This window comes from Hyalangium sp. (genome assembly GCF_035629615.1).
GTDB lineage: Bacteria > Myxococcota > Myxococcia > Myxococcales > Myxococcaceae > Hyalangium.
In genome coordinates, this window is sequence record NZ_DASPHO010000053.1 from 1 (window position 1) to 25,138 (window position 25,138).

General features: G+C 68.3%; 23 protein-coding genes and 1 tRNA gene. 11 read left to right on the forward strand and 13 right to left on the reverse strand.

Annotated elements, in window-relative coordinates:
• Positions 1–1,045 (reverse strand): protein-disulfide reductase DsbD family protein (locus VD972_RS02330; RefSeq protein ID WP_349256547.1); only part of this gene is annotated, 1,045 nt, incomplete at its 3' end.
• A gap of 57 nt (positions 1,046–1,102) precedes the next feature.
• Entirely contained in the window at positions 1,103–2,890 is a 1,788-nt protein-coding gene (locus tag VD972_RS02335) for an SPFH domain-containing protein (protein WP_324980061.1), read from the reverse strand.
• A 1,052-nt stretch (positions 2,891–3,942) separates the two neighbouring features.
• Between VD972_RS02335 and VD972_RS45375 the strand changes: the two genes are divergently transcribed.
• Positions 3,943–4,350, forward strand: a complete 408-nt coding sequence (locus VD972_RS45375) for a hypothetical protein (protein WP_414653968.1) — start codon at positions 3,943–3,945, stop codon at positions 4,348–4,350.
• A gap of 23 nt (positions 4,351–4,373) precedes the next feature.
• Here VD972_RS45375 and VD972_RS02340 read toward each other — a convergent pair whose 3' ends face one another.
• Positions 4,374–4,715 (reverse strand): hypothetical protein, encoded by a 342-nt coding sequence (locus VD972_RS02340; protein WP_324980064.1) that lies wholly within the window; start codon positions 4,713–4,715, stop codon positions 4,374–4,376.
• A 212-nt stretch (positions 4,716–4,927) separates the two neighbouring features.
• Positions 4,928–5,590: a hypothetical protein gene (locus VD972_RS02345; RefSeq protein ID WP_324980067.1), complete on the reverse strand. Its 663-nt coding sequence runs from the start codon at positions 5,588–5,590 to the stop codon at positions 4,928–4,930.
• Positions 5,591–5,982: 392 nt separating this feature from the next.
• On the opposite strand from VD972_RS02345, the gene VD972_RS02350 reads away from it, so the two are divergent.
• The 7 genes from VD972_RS02350 to VD972_RS02380 all read left to right on the forward strand — a co-directional run bounded on the left by VD972_RS02350 (position 5,983) and on the right by VD972_RS02380 (position 11,421).
• Entirely contained in the window at positions 5,983–7,344 is a 1,362-nt protein-coding gene (locus VD972_RS02350) for an IscS subfamily cysteine desulfurase (protein ID WP_324980069.1), read from the forward strand.
• Positions 7,345–7,405: 61 nt separating this feature from the next.
• Positions 7,406–7,813, forward strand: coding sequence for a Fe-S cluster assembly scaffold IscU (gene iscU, locus VD972_RS02355; RefSeq protein WP_324980071.1), 408 nt, complete (start codon positions 7,406–7,408; stop codon positions 7,811–7,813).
• 33 nt (positions 7,814–7,846) lie between these two features.
• Positions 7,847–8,251 carry an iron-sulfur cluster assembly accessory protein gene (locus VD972_RS02360; protein WP_324980074.1) on the forward strand — a complete coding sequence of 135 codons (405 nt, stop codon included), beginning with the start codon at positions 7,847–7,849 and terminating at the stop codon, positions 8,249–8,251.
• 154 nt (positions 8,252–8,405) lie between these two features.
• Positions 8,406–9,038, forward strand: a complete 633-nt coding sequence (gene hscB / locus VD972_RS02365) for a Fe-S protein assembly co-chaperone HscB (protein WP_324980077.1) — start codon at positions 8,406–8,408, stop codon at positions 9,036–9,038.
• Entirely contained in the window at positions 9,035–10,882 is a 1,848-nt protein-coding gene (gene hscA, locus VD972_RS02370; protein ID WP_324980080.1) for a Fe-S protein assembly chaperone HscA, read from the forward strand. The genes hscB and hscA overlap by 4 nt, the downstream gene beginning before the upstream one ends.
• A gap of 1 nt (position 10,883) precedes the next feature.
• Entirely contained in the window at positions 10,884–11,261 is a 378-nt protein-coding gene (locus VD972_RS02375) for a 2Fe-2S iron-sulfur cluster-binding protein (RefSeq protein ID WP_324980083.1), read from the forward strand.
• 76 nt (positions 11,262–11,337) lie between these two features.
• Positions 11,338–11,421: transfer RNA gene (locus VD972_RS02380), tRNA-Leu, on the forward strand.
• A gap of 54 nt (positions 11,422–11,475) precedes the next feature.
• Here VD972_RS02380 and VD972_RS02385 read toward each other — a convergent pair.
• Both VD972_RS02385 and VD972_RS02390 read right to left on the reverse strand, forming a co-directional pair.
• The gene (locus VD972_RS02385; RefSeq protein WP_414653969.1) at positions 11,476–12,528 is read right to left on the reverse strand and encodes a lysylphosphatidylglycerol synthase transmembrane domain-containing protein; all 1,053 of its coding nucleotides are present in this window, start codon (positions 12,526–12,528) and stop codon (positions 11,476–11,478) included.
• Between the two features lie 34 nt (positions 12,529–12,562).
• Entirely contained in the window at positions 12,563–14,014 is a 1,452-nt protein-coding gene (locus VD972_RS02390; protein ID WP_324980086.1) for an alkaline phosphatase family protein, read from the reverse strand.
• A gap of 258 nt (positions 14,015–14,272) precedes the next feature.
• Between VD972_RS02390 and omp85 the strand changes: the two genes are divergently transcribed.
• A complete protein-coding gene (omp85, locus tag VD972_RS02395) occupies positions 14,273–15,430 on the forward strand; it encodes an Omp85 family outer membrane protein (protein WP_324980089.1) in 1,158 nt (385 codons plus the stop codon).
• Between the two features lie 13 nt (positions 15,431–15,443).
• Here the strand turns inward: omp85 and VD972_RS02400 are convergent, their stop codons facing one another.
• From VD972_RS02400 to fni, 7 genes are all read right to left on the reverse strand, one after another.
• Positions 15,444–16,784: a HAMP domain-containing sensor histidine kinase gene (locus tag VD972_RS02400; protein ID WP_324980121.1), complete on the reverse strand. Its 1,341-nt coding sequence runs from the start codon at positions 16,782–16,784 to the stop codon at positions 15,444–15,446.
• A gap of 15 nt (positions 16,785–16,799) precedes the next feature.
• A complete protein-coding gene (locus VD972_RS02405) occupies positions 16,800–17,996 on the reverse strand; it encodes an FIST signal transduction protein (RefSeq protein WP_324980092.1) in 1,197 nt (398 codons plus the stop codon).
• A 109-nt stretch (positions 17,997–18,105) separates the two neighbouring features.
• Positions 18,106–19,185, reverse strand: a complete 1,080-nt coding sequence (locus VD972_RS02410; RefSeq protein WP_324980095.1) for a phosphomevalonate kinase — start codon at positions 19,183–19,185, stop codon at positions 18,106–18,108.
• Positions 19,185–20,171 carry a diphosphomevalonate decarboxylase gene (mvaD, locus tag VD972_RS02415; RefSeq protein ID WP_324980098.1) on the reverse strand — a complete coding sequence of 329 codons (987 nt, stop codon included), beginning with the start codon at positions 20,169–20,171 and terminating at the stop codon, positions 19,185–19,187. The genes VD972_RS02410 and mvaD overlap by 1 nt, the downstream gene beginning before the upstream one ends.
• A gap of 8 nt (positions 20,172–20,179) precedes the next feature.
• Entirely contained in the window at positions 20,180–21,112 is a 933-nt protein-coding gene (gene mvk, locus VD972_RS02420) for a mevalonate kinase (RefSeq protein ID WP_324980101.1), read from the reverse strand.
• Positions 21,113–21,128: 16 nt separating this feature from the next.
• Entirely contained in the window at positions 21,129–22,457 is a 1,329-nt protein-coding gene (locus tag VD972_RS02425) for a hydroxymethylglutaryl-CoA reductase, degradative (RefSeq protein WP_324980105.1), read from the reverse strand.
• A gap of 51 nt (positions 22,458–22,508) precedes the next feature.
• Entirely contained in the window at positions 22,509–23,567 is a 1,059-nt protein-coding gene (gene fni / locus VD972_RS02430) for a type 2 isopentenyl-diphosphate Delta-isomerase (protein WP_324980108.1), read from the reverse strand.
• 231 nt (positions 23,568–23,798) lie between these two features.
• Here fni and VD972_RS02435 point away from each other — a divergent pair, with 231 nt between their 5' ends.
• Entirely contained in the window at positions 23,799–24,140 is a 342-nt protein-coding gene (locus VD972_RS02435; protein ID WP_324980111.1) for a hypothetical protein, read from the forward strand.
• Between the two features lie 49 nt (positions 24,141–24,189).
• Positions 24,190–25,138, forward strand: a 949-nt coding sequence (locus VD972_RS02440) for a zinc metalloprotease HtpX (protein WP_324980114.1), incomplete at its 3' end; no start/stop codon positions are given.

Below are 25,138 nucleotides of genomic sequence, written 5' to 3' on the forward strand. Positions count from 1 at the left end.
CGTGCTGCCACTCGAACGTAGGGGCCTTGGGAGGAGCCACCCAGCCGAGCTTCACCCAGAGCGCCCCAGCGGAGGGGGTCTCCATCACGCCCACTCGGACGGTGATGGCGAGGACGACGAGCCCCACGCCCACGGCCTTGATGGCGAACTCACGCGCCCCGGCCTTGAACGAGAGGTGGACAGCGCCCAGGAGCACGCCCACGGCGGCGACGGCTCCGGCGAGGAAGGCCCCCGGCATGCGCCCGAGCTGAGCGGCCGCGTCCTTCACCGTCTCCCGGGCCCAGGGGAACGCGTCCCTCAGGTACGAGAGGGCGAGCGCCACGAGCACGATGCCCAGCACGTTCTTCACCCACTCCATCCACACGCCGCCGCGAGGCAGGCGCACGGTGAAGACGCCGATGAGGAAGAAGGGCACGCCGATGCCCAGCGCGTAGATGAAGAGCAGCCCTGCGCCCAGCGTGGTGTTCGCCGTCTTCGCCACGAAGGCCAGCAGGCCGGTGAGCACGGGGCCGGTGCACGGCGCCGCGAGGAAGCCGGACACGCTGCCCATGAGGAACGCGCCTGCCACGCCCGCGCCGCCTACCGAGGTCAGCCGCTGCTGCATGCTCGGCGGCAGCGCCAGCTCGAAGGCACCGAACATGGAGCTGGCCAGCACCAGGAGGAACACGGCCAGCCCGGTGACGACGACAGGGTTGCCCAGCAGCGAGCCGAAGGCCTGCCCCGTCTTGGCCGCCAGCACCCCGAGCGCGCTGAATACCACCCCCATGCCCACGATGTACGAGGAGGTGAGCGCCAGCGCCTTGCCTCGCCCCTCCGCCTTGCGGGCTCCGAAGACGGAGACGGTGATGGGAATGAGCGGGTAGACGCAGGGCGTCATCGCCGTGAGGAGGCCGCCGAGGAAGACGACGGCGGCCCCCACGAGCAAGCTGCCAGAGGCCAGGAACTGCGCTGCGTCCAGCCCGAAGCCCGGGCCAGTGGGCATGAGCCAGGGGGCGACCACCACGGCGATGCCGCACACTGCGGCGAGAATCCCGACCTTCTTCACGGCGGACGACCTCCTGTGCTCCCTGGCCCTCCTTATATACGCCGAACCGGGGGCCGGTTACTGCGCCTGCTGGGTGGGGCTGGGGACTTTCAGGCCAGCAGAACGCGCGAGCCCCATGACCCCTTCCACCGCCGCGGCGATGTAACCGAACGGATTGGCCCCATCCACCGCCGTGACGTGGACCTCGCCCATCTTCTGCTGGAAGGCGGCGGCCACCTGGGGGAGCTGGTTGGCCAGGGTCATCTGGATGACCTCCGGGCTCAGCGTGTTCTCGATGTCGCGCATGGCCTTGGCGCGGCTCAGCTCCAGCTCCTGCGCCACGGTGAGCCTCTTCGTCTCCAGCTCGGTGATGGCCAGCTCCGCCTCGGCGATGGCGCGGCGCGCCTGGGCTACCTGCACCTGGGCCTTGAGCCGCTCCACCTCCTGGATCGTCGCCTCCAGCTGTCCCTCGTGCCGGGCGCCCACCGCCTCCTGCTCGTAGCGGATGCGCTCCATCTCCGCCTGCTGCTCCTGGCGCAGGCGCTCCAGCGAGGCCTCGGACTGCGCGGCGGCCATGGCGCGCTCATGAGCGAGCTGCGTCTCGGACATGGCGCGCTCGTGGGCCAGCCGCGCCTCGGCCAGCCGCGCCTCGCTGGCCAGCTGCTCCAGCTTTGCGGCCTCCTCTGCCTCCTCCCGGCGCTGGCGCAGCTCGAGCTCGGCGTTCAGCTTGCTGAGGGCCAGCTCCCGCTCGGCGGCGGCGTGGCCCTGCTTGAGGTTGCGCTCCTGCAGGAGCTTCGCCTCGGCCACACGGGCCTCGGTGGCGAGCAGCTCCAGCTTTGCGGCCTCCTCGGCCTGCTGCTTGCGCTGGCGCAGCTCATACTCCGCGTTCAGCTTTGCCAGCGTCACCTCGCGCTCGGCGGCCGCCTCCCCCTGCTTGAGGGCGCGCTCCTGCGCCAGCCGCGCCTCGGTGACGTGGGCCTCGGAGGCCAGCTGCTCCAGGTTGGACTGCTCCTCGGTGACGGTCCGCTTCTGGCGAACCTCCTCGTTCGCTGCGAGCTTCGTCAGGGCGATGACGCGCTCGGTCTCCGCCTCCTCGCGCCGCAGGAAGCGCTCCTTGGCCAGCTCGGCCTCGCGCGCCTGCCGCTCCTGCTCCCGGCGGTAGCGCGCCTGCATGTTCTCGAAGACGGTGGAGCTCAGGACGCGCACGTCTTGAATCTCGATGGTGTCGATGACGACGCCCCACCCGGCGTCGGTGCTGTCATCCAGCCGGCCGCGGCCGGACACCACGGGGGCGATCTCGCGCATGAGCTCGGTGGCGATGCCCTCCTTGCGCCGGGTGAGGCACTCCTCGACGGAGAGGTTGGCCACCAGGCGGCGCGCGGCGCCGACGAACATCTCGCGCAGCAGATCCTGGAGCTTCTCGGAGGCGCGCTCGGGGAACGAGAAGTTCAACATCCGGAACGCCACGAGCGGATCGACGATCCGGTACACCGCCAGGCCTGTGACGGAGACGCCCACCTTCTCACTGGTGACCTGGTCCGCGGTGAACTGGAGCCGCTGGACGCTGGTGGGGACAATGGCCACCGCGTCGCCGGGGAACTTGAAGCAGCTGGCGCCCTGGCCAGAGATCTCACGCACCCGGCCGCGGCGCATGTGGATGAGGAACTCGCTGGGGCGCGCGCTGATGAGGCCCCATTTCTTCATCTTCTCGGGATCCTCCTCGGGCTTGCCTGCCCGCCAGCCGTTCTCGTAGCGCGTGCCATTCACGCCGTTTGGAGGCCCCTCCTTCACTACCTGCATCCGCGACTCGGTGCTCTCCACTCCATTGCTGCGATTGCCTCGGTTCTGCTTCTCGCTGGCGCTCATTCGTTCGCCCTCCGCGGGGAGGACACTGCAGAGATGCGGCCAAGTCCCACTTTACGTGGTTCCAGGCACTTACCGGATGCGGGCGATCCATTCCGGCGCGGTTGGCTCGGAACAGGGCAGGCCGGTTGAGCCAAGGCAGTGCAGTCCCGGAGCCGCTGCGCTGTTCCAAGTTGGGGCAGCGGCGGCCCACGGCCCTAAAGCGGTACTCCCAGAGTGGTACAGCCTGGGTTGCAAGCACTCTCCTACTGTCGCTCCCTCGTTAGGACGACTTGGCATGAACGAGGAGCGAAATGAAGCGTGTGTTCTGGATCTGTGCGTTGGTGGGAGCGCTGGCTTGCTCTAGGGGAACGGCCGGGGAGACTGGTCCAACAGGACCTCAGGGGCCACCAGGAGAGCGGGGCGCACAGGGTACAGAGGGACCCGCCGGGGCGATGGGTCCTAACGGAGACAAGGGCGACAAGGGTGACCCGGGGCTCACGACCGTGGTGGCGGGCGCGGGTCTGACGGGCGACGGGACTCAGGCCGCGCCGCTCACGCTGGCCGCGCTCAGCAGTCGGCCTTCCAGCACAGGCGTCTACGCTCCAGGCCCAAGTCCCACTGGCATGCTGACACGCTTGAGGAACAGCGCCGTGCTTGCACCAGGAGGTTCGGGGGCATGGGACTCGACTGGAGTCTACGGGGGCACTGTCGTGAAGGTGGGAAACACCTACCGGATGTATTACTCCGGGCATAATGGTAGCAACTGGGCGGGCGTCGGCCTGGCCACCTCGACAGACGGACTCAATTGGAACAAGCACGCAAGCAACCCTATCGTTCCACGCGGCACCGGGTCCGCCTGGGATAACACGAGCGTGTTCGGAGCATGGGTCGTTTCGGATGGCTCGACTTGGTATCTGTTCTATCAGGGCAATAATTCTATCGGTCTGGCGACCTCTAGCGACGGGATCTCTTTCACGAAGAACCCTTCCAGTCCTGTCCTCGTTCCCACTTCAGGGTGGGACTTGGGCAGCATCAACGCCACAAGTGTCACCTATGAAAGTGGCACCTTCACGATGTGGTACTCGGCAGGCGATTCCACCGAGCGAATTGGCCGCGCCACCTCTCTCGACGGCACGAATTGGACACGAGACGCTGCGAACCCAATCCTCAGTCCTGGATCGGGTTGGGAGAGTTCTCAAGTAGGCCGCCCGTCGGTTATAAGGATAGGCCGTATGTATTACATGTTCTATGGAGGCTATGATGGAACCTCTTGGAGGGTGGGGCTAGCAACCTCATGGGACGGAAGCTCCTGGACAAAGTTGGGTTCGAACCCGGTCTGGCAGATAGCACCCGGAACCTATATGTCCATGTACATCTACCCCGGCGGCATCCTGATTGAAGGTGATCGCCTCTGGGCGTGGTTCAGCGGGCATGACGGTGCACGATATTCCGTTGGCGCTGCGGCCATGGATCTCCAGTAACGCGGCGCCTCGTACTCCCTAATTCACGGCGTGTACGGATAGCGGGCCAGGACCTTCCCCTCTGACGAGACGGCATACAACTCGAACCAATCCATCTCGGTGCTGAATCCAGGTGGCACCACCCATCCGCATTTATCCATGCGTTGATTGATGCGGACAATATACATCCCGCCTCCCTCACCAACGACCAACTCCAATCCCTTGGCCGAGTAACCACAACTCCCCGCAACCCCCTCCTTTTCGAAACGAGCCAGCAACTGCTGAAGCGCGGCATGGGCGGCAAGAACAGCAGGTGCGTCCAGCGTTGACAGTGTCCGCACCTCATCGGGCCAGCGGATGCCTCCCGCGATGACGGCCTTGCGCACAACTGGCTTTGCCCCCACTCCTGAATCGCTGGTTGGAGCAGCACCCGTCCCAGCATCCGCTTGGGATGCAGAGGAACCAGCTGGACCCGCATCCGTTCCCGCGTCCTTTGATGAGGCGCCGGATCGAGGCACACTGGCCCCTCCATCTATCAAGAGCGAAACGAGCAAGACAAAGTGGAGAGGTCTCAGCATATGGCCTTCCAAAGGAAGCACTAATACCAATCAGTCAACTCGGGAGAGCATTGCGGCGGGATCGCTTGATCAGGAGAAAGGATGCTGGAGGACTGGGGCTGACAGATCGCCTGAAACTCCCAATGTTTCTTGTCCTCTCTCCACCTGAACACCTCGCCCGCTGGGTTCCACTTGTAGAAGCGTGGTTCCTCGAGATGGCCAGTAGCCAACCAGGCCCACGCCTGAATCCGCTGTCCTTGGGCATCGAGAGCCGGTTCGCCGTTAGGAGTCATCGCGTACCCCACCATCACCCACGCACCTTCAGGCGTTCTGACTGCGGGAAACCTCATCAAATCGGCACTGCTCGCAAAGAGCCCGCAGGGATGGTTGTGGGCGTAGCCAAAGACGATCATGTTCCGCCCGAAGTCAGCGTCGTCGACTCCCCCGAAAGGAGGCTTGCATGCACTATGTGCATCAACCAACTTGCGGATGGGCCACGTCACACGCCAATCCTGCGGTGTCTTGTAGATGGCCACGCAATACTCGGTCGCATCGGCGCGTGGTCGGCCCTCTAAAGCGCAGGAATCCGCCGCTCCCGGCAAGGTCATCAAGGCTTTGAGCGTGGGCAGCACCAAGTCATCGGGAACATCGGCCGTATCTGCGACTACGGCAGGCACGCTCGGCCATGGCCCGAGTCCCACCATGAGATTCTTGTCCCCCTCAAGTGTGGGCAACTCACCTTGGACGTAGTAGAGACGAGTACTCGTACACGCCAACGCAAGGCAGAGTACAGCCGCCCACACCCTCCCCAGGGAGCGCTTCGAAGGGTCCTCGTCCTCCCGCCTGGGAAGCGGCATAGCGGACAAGCCTATCCTGGGCTGGTTACTGGGCAAAGTTGCCCCTGGCTGCCTCCAACCAGTTGGAGGTGCACCCCTACTGCCTGCCTCCAACCAGTCGGAGGTGCCCCTCGGGGGCATCGTGGGATGCTGGTCGGCTCGCTCTTATGTTCCCTTGACCACCACACTCTCGCTTTATATGAGACCATCTTGGTCCACATTGGTGGGATAATGTAGGCCAGCGGGAAGGTTCTTCGAGAATGAAGCTGCCGATCTACATGGACAACCACGCCACCACGCCGCTCGATCCGCGGGTGCTGGAGGCGATGCTGCCGTACCTGCGCGAGGACTTCGGCAATGCCGCGTCGCGCAACCACGCCTTCGGGTGGAAGGCGGAGGCGGCGGTGGACAAGGCCCGCAAGCAGGTGGCCGAGCTGATCGGTGCTTCGGACAAGGAGATCGTCTTCACCTCAGGCGCCACCGAGTCGGACAACCTGGCCATCAAGGGCGTGCTCGAGTTCTACAAGGACAAGGGCGACCACATCATCACCCTGAAGACCGAGCACAAGGCCGTCCTGGACACCTGCAAGCGCCTGGAGCGCATCCGGCAGGAGCGGCTGGACGAGCTGAAGATGCTGCGGCTCTCCCAGCTCGCCGAGACGGACGTCACCCAGGACAACCTGGCCGAGCTGTCGGCGAAGTACCGCATCGAAGAGGACGCGCAGTACCAGCGCTGGGCCTCGCGCCCCACGGGCGGCGCGCGCGTCACCTACCTGGACGTGGAGAAGGACGGCCGGGTGAGCCTGGAGGCGCTGGCGGCGGCCATCACGGACAAGACAGTGCTGGTGTCGGTGATGTTCGCCAACAACGAGATCGGCACCGTGCAGCCCGTCGCGGAGATCGGCAAGCTGTGCCGCGAGCGTGGGGTGCTGTTCCACTGCGACGCGGTGCAGGGCATCGGCAAGCTGCCCTTCCACGTGGACGAGGTAAAGGTCGACCTGGTCTCCATCTCCGCGCACAAGATGTACGGCCCCAAGGGCGTGGGCGCGCTGTACGTGCGCCGCAAGCCGCGGGTGCGCATCGCCCCCATCATCGACGGCGGCGGGCACGAGCGCGGCATGCGCTCCGGCACCCTGAACGTGGCGGCCATCGTGGGCTTCGGGAAGGCGGCGGAGATCGCCCGGGAGGAGCTGGCCGAGGAGTCGGCACGGATCTTCCGCCTGCGCGAGAAGCTGCGCACCGGGATCCTCAGCCAGCTGGACATGCTGACGATCAACGGCTCGCTGGAGCACCGGCTGCCGGGCAACCTGAACATCTCGTTCGCCTACGTGGAGGGCGAGGCACTGATGATGTCCATCAAGGACGTGGCGGTGTCCTCAGGCTCCGCGTGCACCTCCGCCTCGCTCGAGCCCTCGTACGTCCTGCGAGCGTGCGGCGTGGAGGAGGACATGGCGCACAGCTCCATCCGGTTCGGCATCGGACGCTTCAACACCGAGGAAGAGGTAGACTTCGTGACCCGGCTGGTAGTGGACAAGGTCCGCAAGCTCCGGGACATGAGCCCCCTCTACGAGATGGCGAAGGAAGGCATCGACCTGAAGAGCATCGAGTGGACGGCACACTAGCGAGCAGTCTGTTGCCGTCGCGCCGGGTCCGTTAAAAGGTTTCTAGAGGAGTCGAATCCACATGGCTTACAGCGACAAGGTCATCGAGCACTACGAGAACCCCCGCAACGTCGGGACGCTGGACAAGAGCGATCCGAACGTGGGCACGGGCCTGGTCGGCGCCCCGGCGTGCGGCGACGTCATGCGCCTGCAGCTGAGGATCACCGACGAGGGCGTCATCGAGGACGCGAAGTTCAAGACGTTCGGGTGCGGCTCGGCCATCGCCTCCAGCTCGCTGGTGACGGAGTGGGTGAAGGGCAAGACGGTGGACCAGGCGATGACCATCTCCAACAAGGATGTGGCGCGCGAGCTGTCGCTGCCTCCGGTGAAGATCCACTGCTCGGTGCTGGCCGAGGACGCCATCAAGGCCGCCATCGAGGACTTCAAGAAGAAGCGCGAGGCACGGCAGAGCAAGCAGACTGCGTCTTGACCGAAGCCCTGCAGAGCGAGGAGACGTGCCGTGATGAGTGAACAGACGACCCCACAAACCCAGCAACCTCAGGCGGCGTCTGCCCCCGTGCCGACCGGCAAGCCAGCGGGTAAGGGCATCCTCCTCAGCGACAGCGCGGTGAAGCGGCTGCGCCTGCTGCTGGAGCAGCGGCAGACGCCCGACGCCGGGCTGCGGCTCGCCGTGAAGGGCGGCGGCTGCTCGGGCCTGCAGTACTCCATGGAGTGGGCGGAGAAGCCGCGCGAGCGGGACAAGATCTTCGAGCGCGAGGGCGTGCGCATCTTCGTGGACTCGAAGAGCTACCTGTACCTGATGGGTACGGAGGTCGTGTACGAGGAGACCCTGATGGGCTCCGGCTTCAAGCTGCAGAACCCGAACGTGAAGAGCGCGTGCGGCTGCGGCGAGAGCTTCACCGTCTGAGCCCGCCCAGACGCTCCCAGCCCAGGAGAGCGGCCGGGCCCTTGTCCCGGCGGCCCCCTCCTCGTGCATGGACGAGTGACGCCCGACATTTCCAGGGGGCTCGGCATGAGACCGAGCCCCTTTTCCTTTTTCGCACGCGAGGAGTGAGGACACCGTGAAGTGCTGGAACTGTGAGAAGGAGACGGGCGGACGGCCCTTCTGCCCGGCCTGCGGGAAGATCTCCGCGCGGCCCCCAGGGGCGACCCACTTCGATGTTTTTGCAATGCGCCCTGGCTACGACGTGGACATCCCCTCGCTGGAGAGGCAGTTCCGCGAGCTGTCGCTCAAGCTGCACCCGGATCGCTTCGCCCAGGCGGACGCGCGGGAGCGCCGCCTGTCGCTGGAGCAGACCACGGCGCTCAACGAGGCCTACAGGACGCTGAAGGACCCCTCGCGCCGGGCCTTCTACCTGCTCAAGCTGCATGGCGTGGATCTGGACCGCGAGGACGCGGGCACGCAGCAGGAGATGCCCCAGGAGTTCCTCGAGGAGGTCATCGAGCTGCGCGAGGAGCTGGAGGGGGCCATGCACACGAAGGACCTGACGCGGGCCCAGGCCATGGCGGTGGATGTGACGGCGCGCCAGCGCGAGGCCCTGCACGAGGCCGCGGACGCCCTGCGGGCCTTGCACCTGGAGGACCACCGGGAAGAGGAGCTGGTGAAAAAGGCATCGCACGCGCTGGGGCGGGTGCGGTACTTCACGCGCTTCCTCGAACAGGTAGAGGAGTTCGAGGAGGAGGCGGTGGTGTGAGCAACAACGGCTATCTGCAGATCCACGATCCCCTGAAGCCCAAGGGGTACGCGGTAGGCATCGATCTGGGCACGACGAACTCGCTGGTGGCCTCCGTCATCCAGGGCAAGCCGCGGTGCCTCCCGGTGGATGAGGGGGACGCGATGCTGCTGCCCTCGGTGGTGAACTACGCCAAGGACGGGGGCGTGGTGGTGGGCGCTCGCGCTCGAAGGCTGGCGGCCGAGCACCCCACCGACACCATCAGCTCCGTGAAGCGCTTCATGGGCCGCAGCCCGGACGATCCGGAGACGCGCAAGCTGGGCCACCACAAGTTCTCGGAGGGAGCTGGCCGCGTGGTGCGCTTCGAGGTGTCGGGCGGTCAGCCCGTCACGCCCATTGAGGTGTCCGGGGAGATCCTCCGTGCGCTCAAGCGCCGCGCCGAGTCCCACTTCGCGGGCAAGGTGGAGCAGGCCGTCATCACCGTGCCCGCCTACTTCGACGATGCCCAGCGCCAGGCCACCAAGGACGCGGGCCGGCTCGCCGGGCTGGAGGTGCTGCGGCTGCTCAACGAGCCCACCGCCGCGGCGCTGGCGTACGGCCTGGACAAGGGCAGCCAGGGCACCTTCGCGGTGTATGACCTGGGGGGCGGCACCTTCGACATCTCCATCCTCAAGCTGGTGGATGGCATCTTCGAGGTGAAGTCCACGGGCGGGGACTCGGCGCTGGGCGGCGATGACTTCGACCGCGCCATCGCCCAGCGGGTGCTTCAGGCAATGGGCCAGGGCTCTCCCTCCCCCTCCCTCGTGGCAGAGGTGCTCGCCGCGGCGCGGAAGACGAAGGAGGCGCTCACGGACGCGCCCGAGGTGGAGCTCATGGCGGGTGGACACCGCCAGCTCATCCGGCGCGAGGACTTCGAGGCCTGGATCCAGCCGCTGGTGCAGAAGACGGGCATCGTGTGCCGGCGGGCGATGAAGGATGCGGGGGTGACGGCGGCGGAGCTGGACGGGGTGATCCTCGTCGGCGGAGCCACACGCGTGCCTGCGGTGCGCTGCTTCGTGGCGGAGGTGTTCGGCCGCGAGCCGCTGGGCGACATCGACCCGGACCAGGTGGTGGCGCTGGGCGCGGCGGTGCAGGCGGATCTGCTCACCAACGTGAACCGCCAGGACGAGGTGCTGCTGCTGGACGTCATCCCCCTGTCTCTGGGGCTGGAGACGATGGGGGGCATCGTCGAGAAGCTCATCCCCCGCAACTCCACCATCCCCATCGCGGCCGCCCAGGTCTTCACCACATTCAAGGACGGGCAGACGGGGCTGGACGTGCACGTGCTCCAGGGCGAGCGCGAGGCCGTGGAGGACTGCCGGAGCCTGGCGCGGTTCCGGCTCTCGGGGATCCCGCCCATGGCGGCCGGCATGGCCCGCGTGGAGGTGCGCTTCCAGGTGGATGCGGACGGCATCCTCTCCGTCGCCGCAAAGGAGCAGAGCACCGGCATCACCCAGGCCATCACCGTGAAGCCCAGCCACGGGCTCACGGACGAGGAGGTCGAGCGCATGCTGCTCGACTCCATCGATCATGCGGAGGAGGACATCCAGCTGCGCCAGCTCCGTGAGCAGCGGGTGGAGGCCGAGCGGGTGCTGGCGGACGCGACGAAGCAGCTCGGGGAACATGGGGACCTGCTCCAGGACGGGGATCAGGCGGCCATCGAGGCGGCCATGGCCCAGGTGCGCGAGCTGGCCAAGGGCGAGGACTCCCACGCCATCAAGGAAGCCATCCACGCGCTGGACGAGGTCTCCCGGCCCTTCGTCGAGCGGGTGATGGACCAGGCCATCCGCAAGGTGGTGGCAGGGCATTCAGTGGAGGAGTACTGAGGTGCCGAAGGTCCACTTCAAGAGCCCTCTGGACGACATCACCGTGGAGGTGAAGCCGGGGGTCACGCTGCTGGAGGCCGCGGAGCATGGCGGGGCCCATGTGGGCCACAGCTGCGGTGGGGTGTGCGGGTGCTCCACGTGCCACGTGTGGATTCGCAAGGGGTTTGACTCCCTCTCCGAGCAGTCGGACGCGGAGATGGACCGGCTGGACATGGGGTTCGACGTGCGGTCCTACTCCCGGCTGAGCTGCCAGACGGAGGTGGGCTCGGAGGACCTCCAGGTGGAGATCACCGAGGAGTCCCTCACGGCGTTCATGGACGAGAACCCAGCCCTGCGGCACCAGCTGGAGGCGGAGGGGAAATGGCCGCTGAAGAAGTGATGTTGTAGCAGTCGGTTCCGCTTGACGGAGGCGCGACGGTTCCCTATATGTCCGCCCCCACGGCAGCACCCCACCTGCCCAGGTGGTGGAATTGGTAGACACACTAGATTCAGGGTCTAGCGCCTGCAAGGGCATGGAGGTTCGAGTCCTCTCCTGGGCATTAGAAACAAGGGCTCCGGCTTTACCGCCGGGGCCCTTTTTCTTTTTGCAGCCCTCACGGCGCCACGGGCTCGACGGCTTCGTGGGCCACGTGGTGCGCAGCCTCGCGAGCCAGGCTTCCGCCGCGCCGCAAGTCTTTGAGGCGCAGCTTCCGCAGATGCACGGAGATGGCTCCCACGGTGACCTGGCTGAGCACCGTGCCCAGGTGGGTGAGCGTGGAGAAGGCCGCCGCATCCGCCTCGGAGGCCCCCAGGCTGCGCGCCGCCCAGCTTGTGACGAAGTAGTAGAGCCCCATGCCCACTGGCACGCCGGGCATGGCCTGCCCCAGCGCGATGGCGCCCAGGACGACGGCCCCGCCAAAGAGTCCCCCAGAGATTCCCAGCCCCTGCAGGGCCAGGCCATAGGCCAGCGAGGACGCCAGGACAGGCCCCGTGGAGTAGACCAGCGCCACCGCCATGCCCCGGAAGCTGCGCGCGGTGCCCAGCCCATCCGCCACGTGCTGGAGCAGGTGCTGCAGCCGCGGCAGCCGGTGCTGGCGATGGAGGGCCTGGGCGAGCGGCCGTGAGTAGTGGGCCAACAGCACCACCAGCGCCACCAGCCCCACGCACAGGGACACCGCCACCTTCAGGGCGCTCTCGAAGTGAGCCATCGTCTTGCCGAAGGGCCCCAGGAAGGACAGGGCCACCAGCAGCATCAGCGCGGCGAACTCCAGCAGCTTGCACACCGCCACCGAGCCCAGGCTCTGCAGGAAGGGCAGCCGCTGCGTCCGCGAGAGCAGGAAGGAGCGGATGATATCGCCCAGCTTCCCAGGCAGCGCGTTGTGCGTGAAGGCGCCGATCGCCACCAGGTGGTAGCGCTCCTTGAAAGGCACCCGCCGCTGGAGCGTCTGCTGCCACTGAAGAGCGCGCAGTGGGATGACGGAGGCGGCCAGCAGCATGAACGGGATGAGCCACACCAGGTGACCGGGCAGCTCGCGGAAGAACTCCCGCAGCGGGAAGCGCGGCACGAGCAGCGAGCCGGGCCCGTCCAGGTTCCAGCGGAAGAAGACCGTGGAGATCAGCACGACGGTGATCACCACCCCCAGGATGCCCAACAGCACATGGAGGATCGCCCCCCCCCGCTGCCGTGTCCCCGCCCGCGCCTCAGGCACGGTAGGCCTCCGAGAGCCGCTGGTGCAGGCGCACGCAGTGGCTGAGGCTGGAGAGATCGATGGGTGCGTCACTCGGCCAGCACACCGTGCTGCGCGTCTCCGTGCGGGTGAGCCCCCCATGCGAGCCGAACTCCCAGGCGAAGCCCACGGTGGCGCCGGGCCGCACCGCCTCGCCGAAGAGCACCAGATCCCCCGCGGTGCGCAGGTGAGGCAGCTCGCGCAGGTAGTCCGCCACGGCTCGCCGGCAGAACTCCTCGGCGAGCGGCGCGTTCACCACCTCGTCCGGGCCGTACACCTGGCCCCTCACCAGCGCCACCGCGGAGTTGCCGCGCCGCAGTGCCACCATCCCGATGTCCGGGTGCCGCGAGGCCCGGGCCAGCACCTCCCGGTGGTGCGCGAGCAGCTCGGTCGCCTCCAGCGGTGTGGGATCCCGCGTGAGGTACACGTGCGCGAAGTTGCCGCACTCGACGACGACGGGCGTCTCCGTCCCTCGAGGTGGCCGCGTGGCCCCCGCCGGGCGCCCATCCAGCAGACCGCGCTCGACATCCAGCGACAGGGGCACTGGCACGCCCCGCAGGAGCATGGCCTCCAGGTGCTGCCCCTGGCGCTGCTCGAAGGGAAGGCTGCCCACGTGGCCATGGTCGGTGAGGAAGACGATGTCGTACGGGTGCTCGACGGCGCGCCCCATCGCATACAGCTCGGCGAGGTAGGCATCCACGCGGTACAGCTCCGCGATCGCCTGCTCGGAGCGAGGCCCGCGCCGGTGGGCCACCTCATCGTAGTTGCCGAAGACGAGGTAGATGGCGGGCACGCCGCGCACCATGTCCACGAGCGCCTTGGTGTGCGCGAAGCTCCAGCCCAGCCGCTGCAGCATCACCCGGCTGAAGAGAAAGGCGCTCTCGTGACGCCAGTCCCCCAGCGCCCGGGCCCAGCGCCACATCTCCCGCACCGCGCGCCACGAGTCCGCTCCCAGCGAGCGCAGATACTGCCCCGGGTTCTCCGTGCGCGCGACAAGCAGGCCCTCCAGCTCGGAGGACAGCGAGCGTGCCATGACCTTGAGGCTGGCGAGCGTGCTCATGCACAGCCGGTTGTGCGCGCCCGCCTGGAACAGGGAGAAGTACGTGTGCCCGCCGCCCGAGAGCAGGCTGTCCTCGCTGCGCCGCCCGAGCCGCTGCTCGATGTGGAGCGCATCCCGAGGCGTGTTCATCTGGACCTTGCGGCCCAGCTCCCGGTCGAACCACGAGTAGGCCGGCAGGTTCGGATGCTCGATGCCGTAGAGCAGCCCGGCCTGGAAGAAGGGAGTGGATGCGGGTGAGCCCCAGAAGGCCTCCTCGAAGTGATAGGCCCCCGAGCGCACCAGCCGGGAGAAGAACGGCATGCGCCCCGTCTGGACGGCCTCCTCCAGCAGCGCCTTCGGCACGCCGTCCAGATGGACGACCAGCAATCGCCGCTGCCGCTTCGACCGGACTGGAGGAACCTTCCGCCCTATCCGCCGAGCGAGCGTACCTGCCCACGCCTGCAATTCTGAGGTGAGGACCTGGCTCACGTTGTCGTCTCCCCGCTCTGGAGAGCGAAAATGAGCATGCGAGGAGTCGGTAGCCGCCCGCTCGCGTGAGCCCTCTTGGAGTGCGAGCAGGCGAGAGCCGCCGGCCTCGGAGAGAGTTGGAGAGTCCTGGCCCCTTGGGGCATGACGGAGGTTCGCATGTTGCTCCCCTCACTCGTGCTCGCCCTCGTGAGCGCCGCGCCTGCCACGACCACGCTTCAGAAGCCCGCCGCGAAGGACCGCAGCGTGGACGGCATCGCGCTGCCGCTGTTGAGCTTCAACTCGGACTTCGGCGTGGGCTACGGCGTCGTGGGAGGCATGTACCTCTACGGCGAGGGCCACGAGCCGTACCAGCACGGCCTGGGCGCGCAGGTGTTCTTCACGAGCCGCGGCGTCCAGAACCACTACCTGCGCTATGACGGGCCGGGGCTGCTGGGTCCGCTGCGCGTGGAGGCGCGGTTCGAGTACAAGCGAGAGTTCCGCAGTCCCTTCTACGGTGCGGGCAACCGCTCGGCGCCAGAGTTTGCGGGGGACGTCAAGGACGCCTGGTACAACTACGACAAGGGCTCACCGGGCGCGTGGCTGCGACTGCGCGGACGACCGTTGGGAGAGGAGCATCCGTTCCAGGCCTACGCGGGCTATGCGTGGCGGCACACGCGCGTCTCTCCCTATGAGGCCTCGATGCTGGAGCAGCAGAAGCCGCTGGGCATCGAGGGGGGGCCCACAGGACAGCTCCTGGCGGGAGCGCTCTGGGACACGCGCGACAATGAGTCGGATCCGACGACGGGCGGGGTAGAGGAGCTGGCCCTCCGCCTGTCGGGGCACACGACGGGGAGCCGCTACCGGTACATAGGGGTGACGCTGAGCGAGCGGCGGTACTTCCGGCTGGGCTCGCGCTTCATCTTCGCGCAGCGGCTGTCGCTGGACATGCTCTTCGGCGAGGTGCCCTTCTTCGAGTGGAGCACGACGGGCGGGGTGAACTTCACCGAGGGCGTAGGCGGGATGAGCAGCGTGCGCGGCATCGAGCGCAACCGCTTCGCGGGCAACATCAAGGTGTTCTCAAACTCGGAGCTGCGCTTCCACGCGCTGGATCTGAGGATCCTGGGTCAGCCGATGAAGCTGGGCGCGGCGGCGTTCGTGGACCTGGGGCGGGTGTGGCACCCGGGCGTGACGGATGGGGCATGGCACGAGTGGCACCCGGGGGCGGGCGCGGGGCTGCGGGTGGCACGGCGCGCGGCCGTCATCCGCGTGGACTACGCACTGTCCACGGAGACGGGCGGACAGCGCCTCTACATGAACTACGGCCACATGTTCTGACGCGGACACTCCCCTAGTGGAGCGCCTCGGGTCCCGTGGGCAGGGTGCGTTGGGCGGAACCGCCAGCCCGGGGCAGCTCGACGGTGAAGGCGGCTCCCTGGCCTGGCTCGCTGTGCAGGCGGATGCTGCCTCCGAGCTGCCAGACGATGCGCTGGGCGATGTACAGCCCCAGGCCGAGCCCCCCGAAGTGTCGCGAGGAGATGGCGCGCTCGAAGGGCCCGAAGATGCGAGCTTGATCCTCCGGGGAGATGCCCATCCCGTGGTCCCGGACGACGAGACAGGCCATCCCGTCCTCCGCCTTCACCTGCACCTCGATGGGCTTGCGCTCGCCGTACTTCACCGCGTTGGAGAGGAGATTCTGGAGCACCTGCTCGAGCCGGAGCCTGTCCCACCAGCCCGTCACCCCCGGCTCCACCTTCAGCTTCAGCGGGGTGCCCGAGCGCTCCAGCTCGGGGCCAAACTGCTCGACCACCTCCTGTGTCATCTGCCCGAGATCGATCTCGTCGAACTCGAGGGCGAGCGCCCCGGCCTGGATGCGCGAGACGTCGAGCAGCTCGGACACCAGGCGCGACAGCCTCCGCGTCTGCCCGTCGATGATTTGCAACAGGGAGCGGGAGGGGCACGCCTGCGCACTCGGGGTGCGCTGGAGACTCTGGGCCGCGAGTCGGAGCGAGGTGAGCGGGGTAAAGAGCTCGTGCGCCGCCACCGATAGGAACTCCTCGCGGATGCGGATGGCCTGCTGCGCCTCCTCGTACAGCCGGGCGTTGTCCACCACCTCAGCCTCGAGGAGCCTCTTCTGCTCGATGAGGCGCTGTTCGCTCTGGCGGACCCGGACATCCAGGCCCCGGTGGTGCAGAGCCCGTCTCACCACCTTCATCAGCCGCGCCACCAGCCCGAAGTACTGCTGGGACACCCGCTGGGAAGGCTCGAAGAAGAGGAGGAGCGCCGCGGGCGGGGACTGCTCCTCCGGTGCCGTGGTGAAGGGAAACTGCCACAACCCCAAGGGGGTGGCTGTGAGCTCGGGATAGGGGAAGGAGAGCGCCCCCCAGTTCACCTCCGAGAGACGCGCTCTGCCCTGGGGCTCCACCTGCACGGTGAGCGGTAGCTCGCGCGAGGCACGAGACAGCCCCGCGGAGCCCAGCAACAGCACCCGGCCCTCCTGGGACAGCTCCAGGCAGAGCGCGGCGAGACACCCGAGCCGGAGGGTCAGCCGCTGGAGGAAGTCGTCGAGCAGGCCCTCGGGGTCGAAGAGGTCCAGGGCGGCGCTCGTCAGCTCCTGCAGCACACTCGCGAGGGAGACCGCCTCCTCCGGGGGCTGGACGTCCGATGCGGGAACGGCGCAGAAGGGGAGCACGGGCAAGGCGGTACCTCAGGCCATCAGTGACAACACCACCGTGGTCTTGTTGTGGAACTGGGGAAGAGCCACCCCTTGGGCCCCTACCTCCCCGAAGGTGAGGCACCCCAACATCGGCACTTCGGCGCCCAGCACCTGGCTCATGACGGACAGCTCTTCGAGGATGCGTGGGCCGAGGACGCGAGCCCGGGAGACGCAGTCGAACACCAGCGAGAACGCCAGCTCGCCCCCCGCCCTCCTTCGAGAGGTGCAGGCCGCGTCGCGCGCGGCAGTGATGAGGGTCTCGGGCTTGCCTTGCATGACCCGCAGCAGCGAGCCATCCGGGACCTCGGCCAGGCACCGCAAGGCGCCATCGGGCTCGACGGAGATCGGATCGCGGATGACATAGTTCCCCGAGGCACAGGGGATCCCCAGGGGGTGGAACATGGCGAAGCGGGCGAAGTCCTCCCGGCTCACCTCGTCCCCCTGGCGGACAGCGGTGGCCCGGTACACGCCGAAGGCGTTGGAGAAGTCGAGATCGACCACGGCCTCTCCCCGGGTGTGCGTCGCGAGCACGGGCGGCCCATAGGGCAGCCACCCATGCTCCAGCCCCACCCCGAAGGGGCGATCCGCCTCCAGCACCACCGCCACGACATGATCCCGATAGGCATGGCCAGCAAACTGGGCGGTGCGCAGGAAGCGCAGGTTGTCACCGGCCCCACCTCCCGCCCAGGCCACTCCCCCACCCGCCTCTCGGATGGCCCCTTGCACCACGTGCTCCACGTTCCCGCTGAAGGCGTCGGTGAGGAGGAGGATCCCGCGGTGGTGTCCCGCTCTAGGAGCGGAGAACCCTTGAAGGGCCTGCTCGACCGCCCGGCGCCCGGACTGGAAGGGCTCCTGACTGACCGGACCCGCGACCCCGATGCCCGCTTGGAGATCCCCGACGAAAACTCCCACCGCCAGCCCTTCCCAGAGCAGCTGTTCACCCACGATGACGCCTGCTGCGCAGCACCCGGCCCAGGGAACGGCTCCGAGCTCGCAAGAGAGGGCTGCGGCGAGCGCCACCGGGTCGTACTGCTCGCTCCCGAAGACGAGCGCCAGGACAGGAGTCTCCTGACAAGCAAGTGCCTGTCGCGTCGCCTCGGCTGCTGCGCGCTCAGGTTCGGGCTCATGGCTCACGCCAATGTGGAGTGCCACTCCCATTCCCTGCTGGTCCTCGCGCAGGACTTCCATCCCGATCTCATCTTCGGCTCCATGTACATGGGCACCGCCGGGACGCCGCGCGCGGACCTGGCAGGCTACCGTGTGCTTCCACGGTCAGGGCGAGAGAGGGGCAGCCTTGTCAAGCATGCGCGTCGAGCCAGGCGCGCAGCCTGGAGTCCGCCTGAGCCTCGCCGCGCAGCCCTGGCTCCACGTCGAGCGTCATCGAGTGGAAGCCCCGCGCCTCCAGGCCCTTCATCAGCTCGGCGCGGGACTCCGCGCTCGGGGCGAAGAGGATGCAGCCGTCCCCTCCTCCCGCTCCGGACTGCTTCCCCGCGCAGCCATAGGTCGACGCAATCGCCAGGATCCGTCGCATCTGCTCCGTCTCGGTTGGCCCCAGCTCCTGTAACAGCGCCTGCTGCGCCGTCACCGCCTCCTTGAATGCTCGGAAGTCGCCGCCGCTCAGCCCCTCTTCAAGCTCGTGCCCGAGCGAGTCCGAGCGCGCCACGAAAGCCTTGCGGGCCGCCTCGTCCATCCGCGCCTCCACCTGGGAGATGAGGACCCGCGTCGAGGCGCTCTCCCCCGTGAAGGCGTATGCCATCGCCAGCCTCGGCGGAGGCAACCGCCATACGTCCACCGGAGGAGCCTCCATCAGCGCGGCCCGAAAGCCCCCCACGCTCGACGCCGCCATGAGCGCTGAGACGTCATATCGCCGGTAGCGCAGCACGCCGCCAGCGAAGCTCGCCGCCACGTCCCCGCCACTGCCCTTCCCACCCTGCCCCAACGTGTGTGCCACGAGCGCCAGCTTCAACGTATCGAAGCGCTCCTCCAGGATGTACCGGGCCGCGTCCGCCGCCAGCACCGCCGCGCACGCGCTCCCGCCCATCCCCAGCTTCAAGCCCCCGGGCCCCACGGCCGACGGCGCCACCGCCAGCTCGAAGCCCACGCTCTGGCGGCCATGGGCCCGCAGCGCCTCGTCCAGCGTCCGCGCCACGAACATGAACCCCGCCGGCACCGCTCCCTCCCACCGCACTCCCTTGGGCGTCGTACTGCCCTTCAGCGTGCCTTCCTCCAGGCACACGTGCACCCGCGCATCCGCCCGCCGCCGCACGAGGGCCGCCGTCCGAGGCGCCACCGCGGCCACCCTCGCCACGCCGCCCCACAGCACGGCGTACTCACCCGAGACGAACAGCTTCCCCGGTGCGGAGAGGGCCCGTTCCATCAGAAGAGGTGCTCGCGCTTCAGCTCCGCGTCTCCGCCCGGCACGCAGCGCACCACGTCCTCCGCGCCACAGGCCCGCGCCAGCGCCTCGGCCGCCACCTCATGCGCCGCGTCCGTTAGCAGCACCGGGTTGGGCCCCGCATCCAGCGTGAACCACACCGGCATCCCCTTCTTCCGCTGCTCCCGCAGGTGCTCAATCAGCCCCAACGTGTTCGCGTGCAGGTAACAGAGCGGTGGATCCGCCGCGAGCGCCGTCGCGTGCATCCGCCATGCGTTGCGCTCCGACAGCTCTCCCAGCGCCTCCAGATCCTTGCGCTGGATGAGCTCCACCGCCCGAGGCACCTCCGCCTCCGCGTCCTTCACCCACGCCGGGTAGTAGGGGCTCGTCTCCACGGTGTGCTTCATCCCGTCCCGCGACTTCACCTCCTTCTCGTCACGGTTCAGGATCGCCACCACCATCCGCAGCTCCGGCCAGTGCCCCGCATCGAAGCGCTGCACCGCGTAGCTGTCCGACCCATCCGGGTGCTCGCCGCGCCGCCACTCGCAGAACCCACCCTGCACGCTGCGGCACGCCGAGCCACTGCCCAGCCGGGAGAGCAGGCTCGCCGCCTTCGGGTCCGCCGGCAGCCCCGCCGCGGCCCGCGCCGCCACCGCCAGCGCCGCGAAGCCCGCCGCGCTGCTCGCCAGCCCCGCCGCCGCCGGGAAGTCTCCGCGCGACACCATCCTCGCGTGCCCCAGCTTGCCGCTCGCCTCGGCCCGCACCGCCTCCAGCACCCGCAGCACGCGCTCGCGCTCGCTGCCCTTCGCGGTATGGCCGTTGATCTCCACCTGGTCCGACGCCGCGCCGAACTCCACCGTCGTGGTGACGGACATGGGCGCCAGCGTCAGGGACAGGCTCGGCTGATGAGGAAGAATGAGCGCGTCGTCCCGCTTCCCCCAGTACTTCACCAGGGCAATGTTGGGATGCGCCAGGGCAGTTGCTTTCATGGGAGCACTCACAGCGCTCGCGGTCCCGCGAGCTGACTGCTGAAACACGGAACCCCGAGCTGCAGCAGCTTCGCCACCGCTGGCTCGGGCTCGAGGAAGAGCCCGATCACCGCGCCGCCGTCACCTCCCGCCCCCGTCAGCTTCGCGCCCAGGGCTCCCATGGCGCGCAGCCGGTACACCATCTCCTCCAGCGGTGGCGAGGACAGTCCCAGCGCCGCCAGCAGGCCCTGGTTGACGTTCATCGCGTCCCCCAGCGCCTCCAGGTCCCCCGCCTCCACCGCCTTCGCCCCCTCCGTGGCCACCGTGCCCATCTGCTGGAACAGCCGCCCGTACCGCGCCGGCCAGCGGGCCTGCCGCTCCCGCAGCGCCGCCACCGTCTTCTTCGTGGGGCTGCGATCGCCCGCCAGCGCCACCAGCACCTTGAGTGGCCGGGGGCTCTTCACCACCCGCGCCCTCCCCGAGGACTGGTTCGGCAGCCGCTTGTAGAGGATGAGCTGCTGCTCCGCGCTCGTGGTGTGGTCCACCCCGGAAGGCGTGCCGTGGAACTCCTGCTCCATCTCCAGCGCCACCCGCGCCACCTCGCGCGGCGAGTCCTCCCGCCCGGAGGCCTTCAGCAGCACTCGCGAGCACGCCACCGAGAGCGCCGCCGAGCTCCCCAGCCCCATGGACAGCGGGAGCTCGAACTCCAGCGACACCTTCACGCGAGGGCTGCCGCACAGGCGCACCGCGCGCTGGAAGGCCCCCGTCAGCAACATCCGCTGCGCCCGGCTCAGCGTCCCCTGCACCGCGAGCTGGGGCTTGCCAGCCTTCACCGCACGCGCCGTCACACCGAGGCTCAACGGGCCCGCCAGCGAGGGGTGCCCGTACACGACGCTGTGCTCGCCCAGGAGGATGACCTTGCCCGCACCAAAGCCCACCAGGGGCGCCGCCTGTGAATCCATAAAGGTGAGGGGCACCCTAGCCTGTCGTGCCTGTCGCCGCAGCAGCCTCGTCGGCGGACAGCGCGGCGATGATCTCCCGCGCCTTCTCCACCTTCACGTGCCCGGCCTTCACCAGCTCGTTCGCGATCTTCTCCACCCAGTCCCCGCGCGCGCCCGCCGTCACCGCCACGCACCGCGCGTGCAGCGCCATGTGCCCCTTCTGGATGCCCACGCTCCCGAGCGCTCGCAGCGCCGCGAAGTTCTGGGCCAGCCCCACCGCCGCGAACACCATGGCCAGCTCGCGCGCCGAGCCCACCCGCATCAGCTTCAGCGCCACCTGCACTCCCGGGTGGACCTTGATGGGTCCGCCCACCGTGCCCAGCGCCAGCGGCAGCTCGATGCGCCCCACCAGGTGCCCCTCCTCCAGGTACCACGTGGACAGCGGCCGGTACTGCCCCTCGCGGCAGGCGAACGCGTGCGCCCCCGCCTCGATGGCCCGCCAGTCCTGCCCCGTCGCGATCGCCACCGAGTCAATCCCGTTCATCACGCCCTTGTTGTGCGTAGCCGCCCGGTACGGATCCGCCTGCGCGAACCGGCTCGCCTGGGCAATCCCCTCGGCGATCGCCTCGCCCGGCATCTCGAAGTCCGCCAGCAGCGGCACCGGGATCCGGCACATGGCCCGCGCCAGCCGCTTGTCCGCCAGGTTCGACAGGATCCGCAGGTACACCTTGCCGCCGGTGATCTGCTCGATGAACGGCGCCACGCCCTCGGCCATGGTGTTGATCAGGTTGGCACCCATGGCCTCCTGCGTGTCGATCACCAGGTGGACGATGAGCAGTGGCTCGCCTCGGGGGCCCTCGGGAGCTGGCAGCAGGCGCACCTCCACGTCCTTCGCTCCGCCGCCCCGCGCCACCATGGCCGGGTGGAAGCTGTTGGCCAGCGCCAGGATCTGCTCCTTGGCCTCCAGGATCTTCTGCGAGGCCTCCGTGGGATCGCCAAACCGCGTCACCTGCACCTGGCCGATCATCATCGAGGTGTCAGCCTCGGCGATGAAGCCGCCCGACTCCCGGACGATCTTCGCCGCGAAGGACACCGCCGCCACCACCGAGGGCTCCTCCACGGCCATGGGCACGATGTAGTCGCGCCCGTTCACCATCATGTTCAGGCCCAGTCCCAGCGGCAGCGAGAACGTGCCCACCGCGTTCTCGATCATCTGGTTGGCCAGCACCGGCTGCAGCGTCCCCACACCCCGCAGCATCTGCAGTTCGTCCTCACCCAGGCGGAACATCCGGCCGAGCTGCGCGAGGCGCTCCTCCATTGGCAGTTTGTGGAACCCAGCGAGCCTGGACGTCACGGTGTCAGACATGTCGTTACCTTCCCAACCAAACCAAGAGCGCGGAGGAGAGCGCGCGCTCCACTACAGTGCCGCAAGCCAATCCTTCAACTCGCCTGTCATGACTACCGGCTTGCGTCGCAGTTCAGCGCAGCTTCTGCTGCCTGTGAGAACGAGTGCCTGTCGCAGCCCCGCCAGGATCACCTGCAGGGCCTTGTCCGCGCCCTCCAGCCCGCCTTCTTGCTGGGCCCGGAACAGGGGGAGCGCCATGCCTGCCAGGTCCGCGCCGATCGCGATCGCCTTGGCCATCTCCAGCCCCGTGCGGATGCCACCGGAGGCCACCAGCCGAACCTCGGGCCCCACGGCCCGGCGCACGGAGACGGTGGCAGCAGCGGTGGGGATGCCCCAGCTCGAGTACTCGGCGCCCAGCTGCGCCTGCATGCCCGAGGCGCGCAGCTGCTCCACCCGGACCCAGGACGTCCCACCCAACCCGGAGACGTCGATGTTGCGCACGCCCAGCTCCATCAGCCGACGCGCCACCTCCGGGCTGATGCCACACCCGGTCTCCTTCACCAACAGCCGATCTCCGAAGGCCTTCGCCAGCGCCTCCACCACGGGATAGCCGCCGCGGAAGTCGCGATCCCCCTCGGGCTGGGTGAGCTCCTGGCCGGCGTTCAGGTGCAGCGCCATGCCGTCCGCGCCGATGGCATCTCCCAACCGCCGCACACCGTCCACGCCCATCTGCACCGCCTGGTACAGCCCGATGTTGCCCACCAAGGCCACCGTCGGGGCCACATCCCGCACCTGATACGAGAGAGCGCGCGCAGTGGACTCAGCCATGGCGCGCTGGCTGCCTACCCCAAAGGCCACCCCATGGCGCTCCGCCAGCTCGGCAAGGTCCCGGTTCACTTTGCCAGCCCGCTCGGTGCCTCCCGTCATCCCGGTCACCAGCAGCGGCGCGCGCAAGCGCTTTCCAAGAAACGGAGTGGAGAGATCCACGTCCTCTACCGCCATCTCGGGCATCGCGCAGTGCACCAGCCGCACGCACTCCAGCAGGGTGCTGTTCTGAGCAGGCTCAACTTCTCCCGTGGCACACAAATCGAGGTGGGCATCTTTCCGGTTCCCTGTGGTCTCGTGATCCATAGAACCGGTGCCCTCGTCCCAGCCGCCAGTGCAGCTAAGTGCCTGAATGGTCGGTAGATTTTCTAGCAAGGGGGGGAGGGTCGGCGCAAGGTAAGGAGGGGTGAACGGTCGGCAGCCGCGCTCGAATGGACGGCCCACGGTCCCCAGCGGTAAGCAGGTCCTGTGAGCCCCCCGCCCTCCAAGGTAGTCATATTCCTACACGCTGGAGACTACGATCGCGTCCACCAGGGCTTGTCCATCGCTGCGGCGGCGGTGGCCACTGGGCGTCAAGCCGAGGTGTACCTGTTCTGGTGGGCCCTGGAGCGCTTCCTCCAGGATCGGCTGGACGAGCCGGACTTCTCACCTCCCCGGGAGGACGTGACAGATCGCTTCGAGAAGCGCGGCATGCCCACCCTGCGCGCGCTGCGGGAGCACCTGCGCGAGTCCGGGCTGTGTACGGTGCACGGCTGCACGGGCTCCCTGGCGGCGCTGGGGGGTGAGGCTATAGCAGACAGGCAGACAATCGACGGCTGGGTAGGCTGGACAGCCATCCTCCAGAGGACCGCTGGCGTCGTTGATCGTTTCTACCTCTGAGGCGGGCGGCGAACGTTGACGGCCCCCCTTGCCTGTTTACGTTTCCACCATGACTTCCTACGGCACTACCTATGACACGGCCCCTCGCGGGAGGACGCCGCTGCGAGGGAGCGGCTGGCACCGGCTGGGCAATGTGCTCAAGACAACGGTGCTCCTGGCCGGGCTCACAGCGCTCGTGCTGGTGATCGGCCAGAGACTCGGCGGCCCTCGTGGGCTGGCCCTGGCGGGCTTCTTCGTGGTGGTGATGAACTTCGTCTCGTACTGGTTCAGCGACAAGATCGCGCTGGCCATGCACGGGGCGCAGCCGCTGCCGCGCGAGCAGGCGCCCTGGCTGCACGAGATGGTGGAGGAGCTGGCCGCGCGCGCGGGCATGCCCAAGCCAAAGCTCTACCTGCTGCCCATCCGGACGCCCAACGCGTTTGCCACGGGCCGCAGCCCCAAGCACGCGGCGGTGGCGGTGACCACCGGCATCATGGAGCTCCTGGATCGCCGCGAGCTGCGAGGGGTGCTCGCGCACGAGCTGGCCCACGTGGCCAACCGGGACACGCTCATCGGCACGGTGGCCGCCACGCTCGCGGGCGTCATCAGCTACGCGGCGCAGATGCTCTTCTGGTTTGGTGGCTCGCTGCTCAGCCGGAGCGATGACGATGAGGGCGGCGGCGTGGCGGGCGCGTTCTCCAGCCTGGGCCTGCTGCTGGTGGCGCCCATCGCCGCCACGCTGCTGCAGCTGGCGGTGAGCCGCTCGCGCGAGTATGGCGCGGACGCCACGGGCGCCGAGCTGAGCGGTGACCCGGAGGCGCTGGCGAGCGCGCTGATGAAGCTGGAGCGCGGCGCGGAGCTGATGCCCTATGAGCGGGCGCCGGCCACCTCGCACCTCTTCATCGTCAACCCGCTGTCGGGCCGCGCGGTGATGGCGCTGTTCTCCACGCACCCGCCCATCCCCGAGCGCGTGCGGCGCCTGCGTGGAATGGGCGCCAGCTCCTGGCAGCGAGGCTGGT

What these genes read in the sequence shown, in the direction of transcription:
- mvaD (WP_324980098.1), bottom strand. Translation starts at nt 20,171, where the DNA reads ATGAAAGCAACTGCCCTGGCGCATCCCAACATTGCCCTGGTGAAGTAC.
- mvk (WP_324980101.1), bottom strand. Translation starts at nt 21,112, where the DNA reads ATGGATTCACAGGCGGCGCCCCTGGTGGGCTTTGGTGCGGGCAAGGTC.
- VD972_RS02345 (WP_324980067.1), bottom strand. Translation starts at nt 5,590, where the DNA reads ATGGTGGGACTCGGGCCATGGCCGAGCGTGCCTGCCGTAGTCGCAGAT.
- VD972_RS02360 (WP_324980074.1), top strand. Translation starts at nt 7,847, where the DNA reads ATGAGTGAACAGACGACCCCACAAACCCAGCAACCTCAGGCGGCGTCT.
- VD972_RS02405 (WP_324980092.1), bottom strand. Translation starts at nt 17,996, where the DNA reads ATGGAAGTCCTGCGCGAGGACCAGCAGGGAATGGGAGTGGCACTCCAC.
- VD972_RS02350 (WP_324980069.1), top strand. Translation starts at nt 5,983, where the DNA reads ATGAAGCTGCCGATCTACATGGACAACCACGCCACCACGCCGCTCGAT.
- iscU (WP_324980071.1), top strand. Translation starts at nt 7,406, where the DNA reads ATGGCTTACAGCGACAAGGTCATCGAGCACTACGAGAACCCCCGCAAC.
- VD972_RS02335 (WP_324980061.1), bottom strand. Translation starts at nt 2,890, where the DNA reads ATGAGCGCCAGCGAGAAGCAGAACCGAGGCAATCGCAGCAATGGAGTG.
- VD972_RS45375 (WP_414653968.1), top strand. Translation starts at nt 3,943, where the DNA reads ATGTGGTACTCGGCAGGCGATTCCACCGAGCGAATTGGCCGCGCCACC.
- VD972_RS02425 (WP_324980105.1), bottom strand. Translation starts at nt 22,457, where the DNA reads ATGTCTGACACCGTGACGTCCAGGCTCGCTGGGTTCCACAAACTGCCA.
- VD972_RS02410 (WP_324980095.1), bottom strand. Translation starts at nt 19,185, where the DNA reads ATGGAACGGGCCCTCTCCGCACCGGGGAAGCTGTTCGTCTCGGGTGAG.
- omp85 (WP_324980089.1), top strand. Translation starts at nt 14,273, where the DNA reads ATGTTGCTCCCCTCACTCGTGCTCGCCCTCGTGAGCGCCGCGCCTGCC.
- fni (WP_324980108.1), bottom strand. Translation starts at nt 23,567, where the DNA reads ATGGATCACGAGACCACAGGGAACCGGAAAGATGCCCACCTCGATTTG.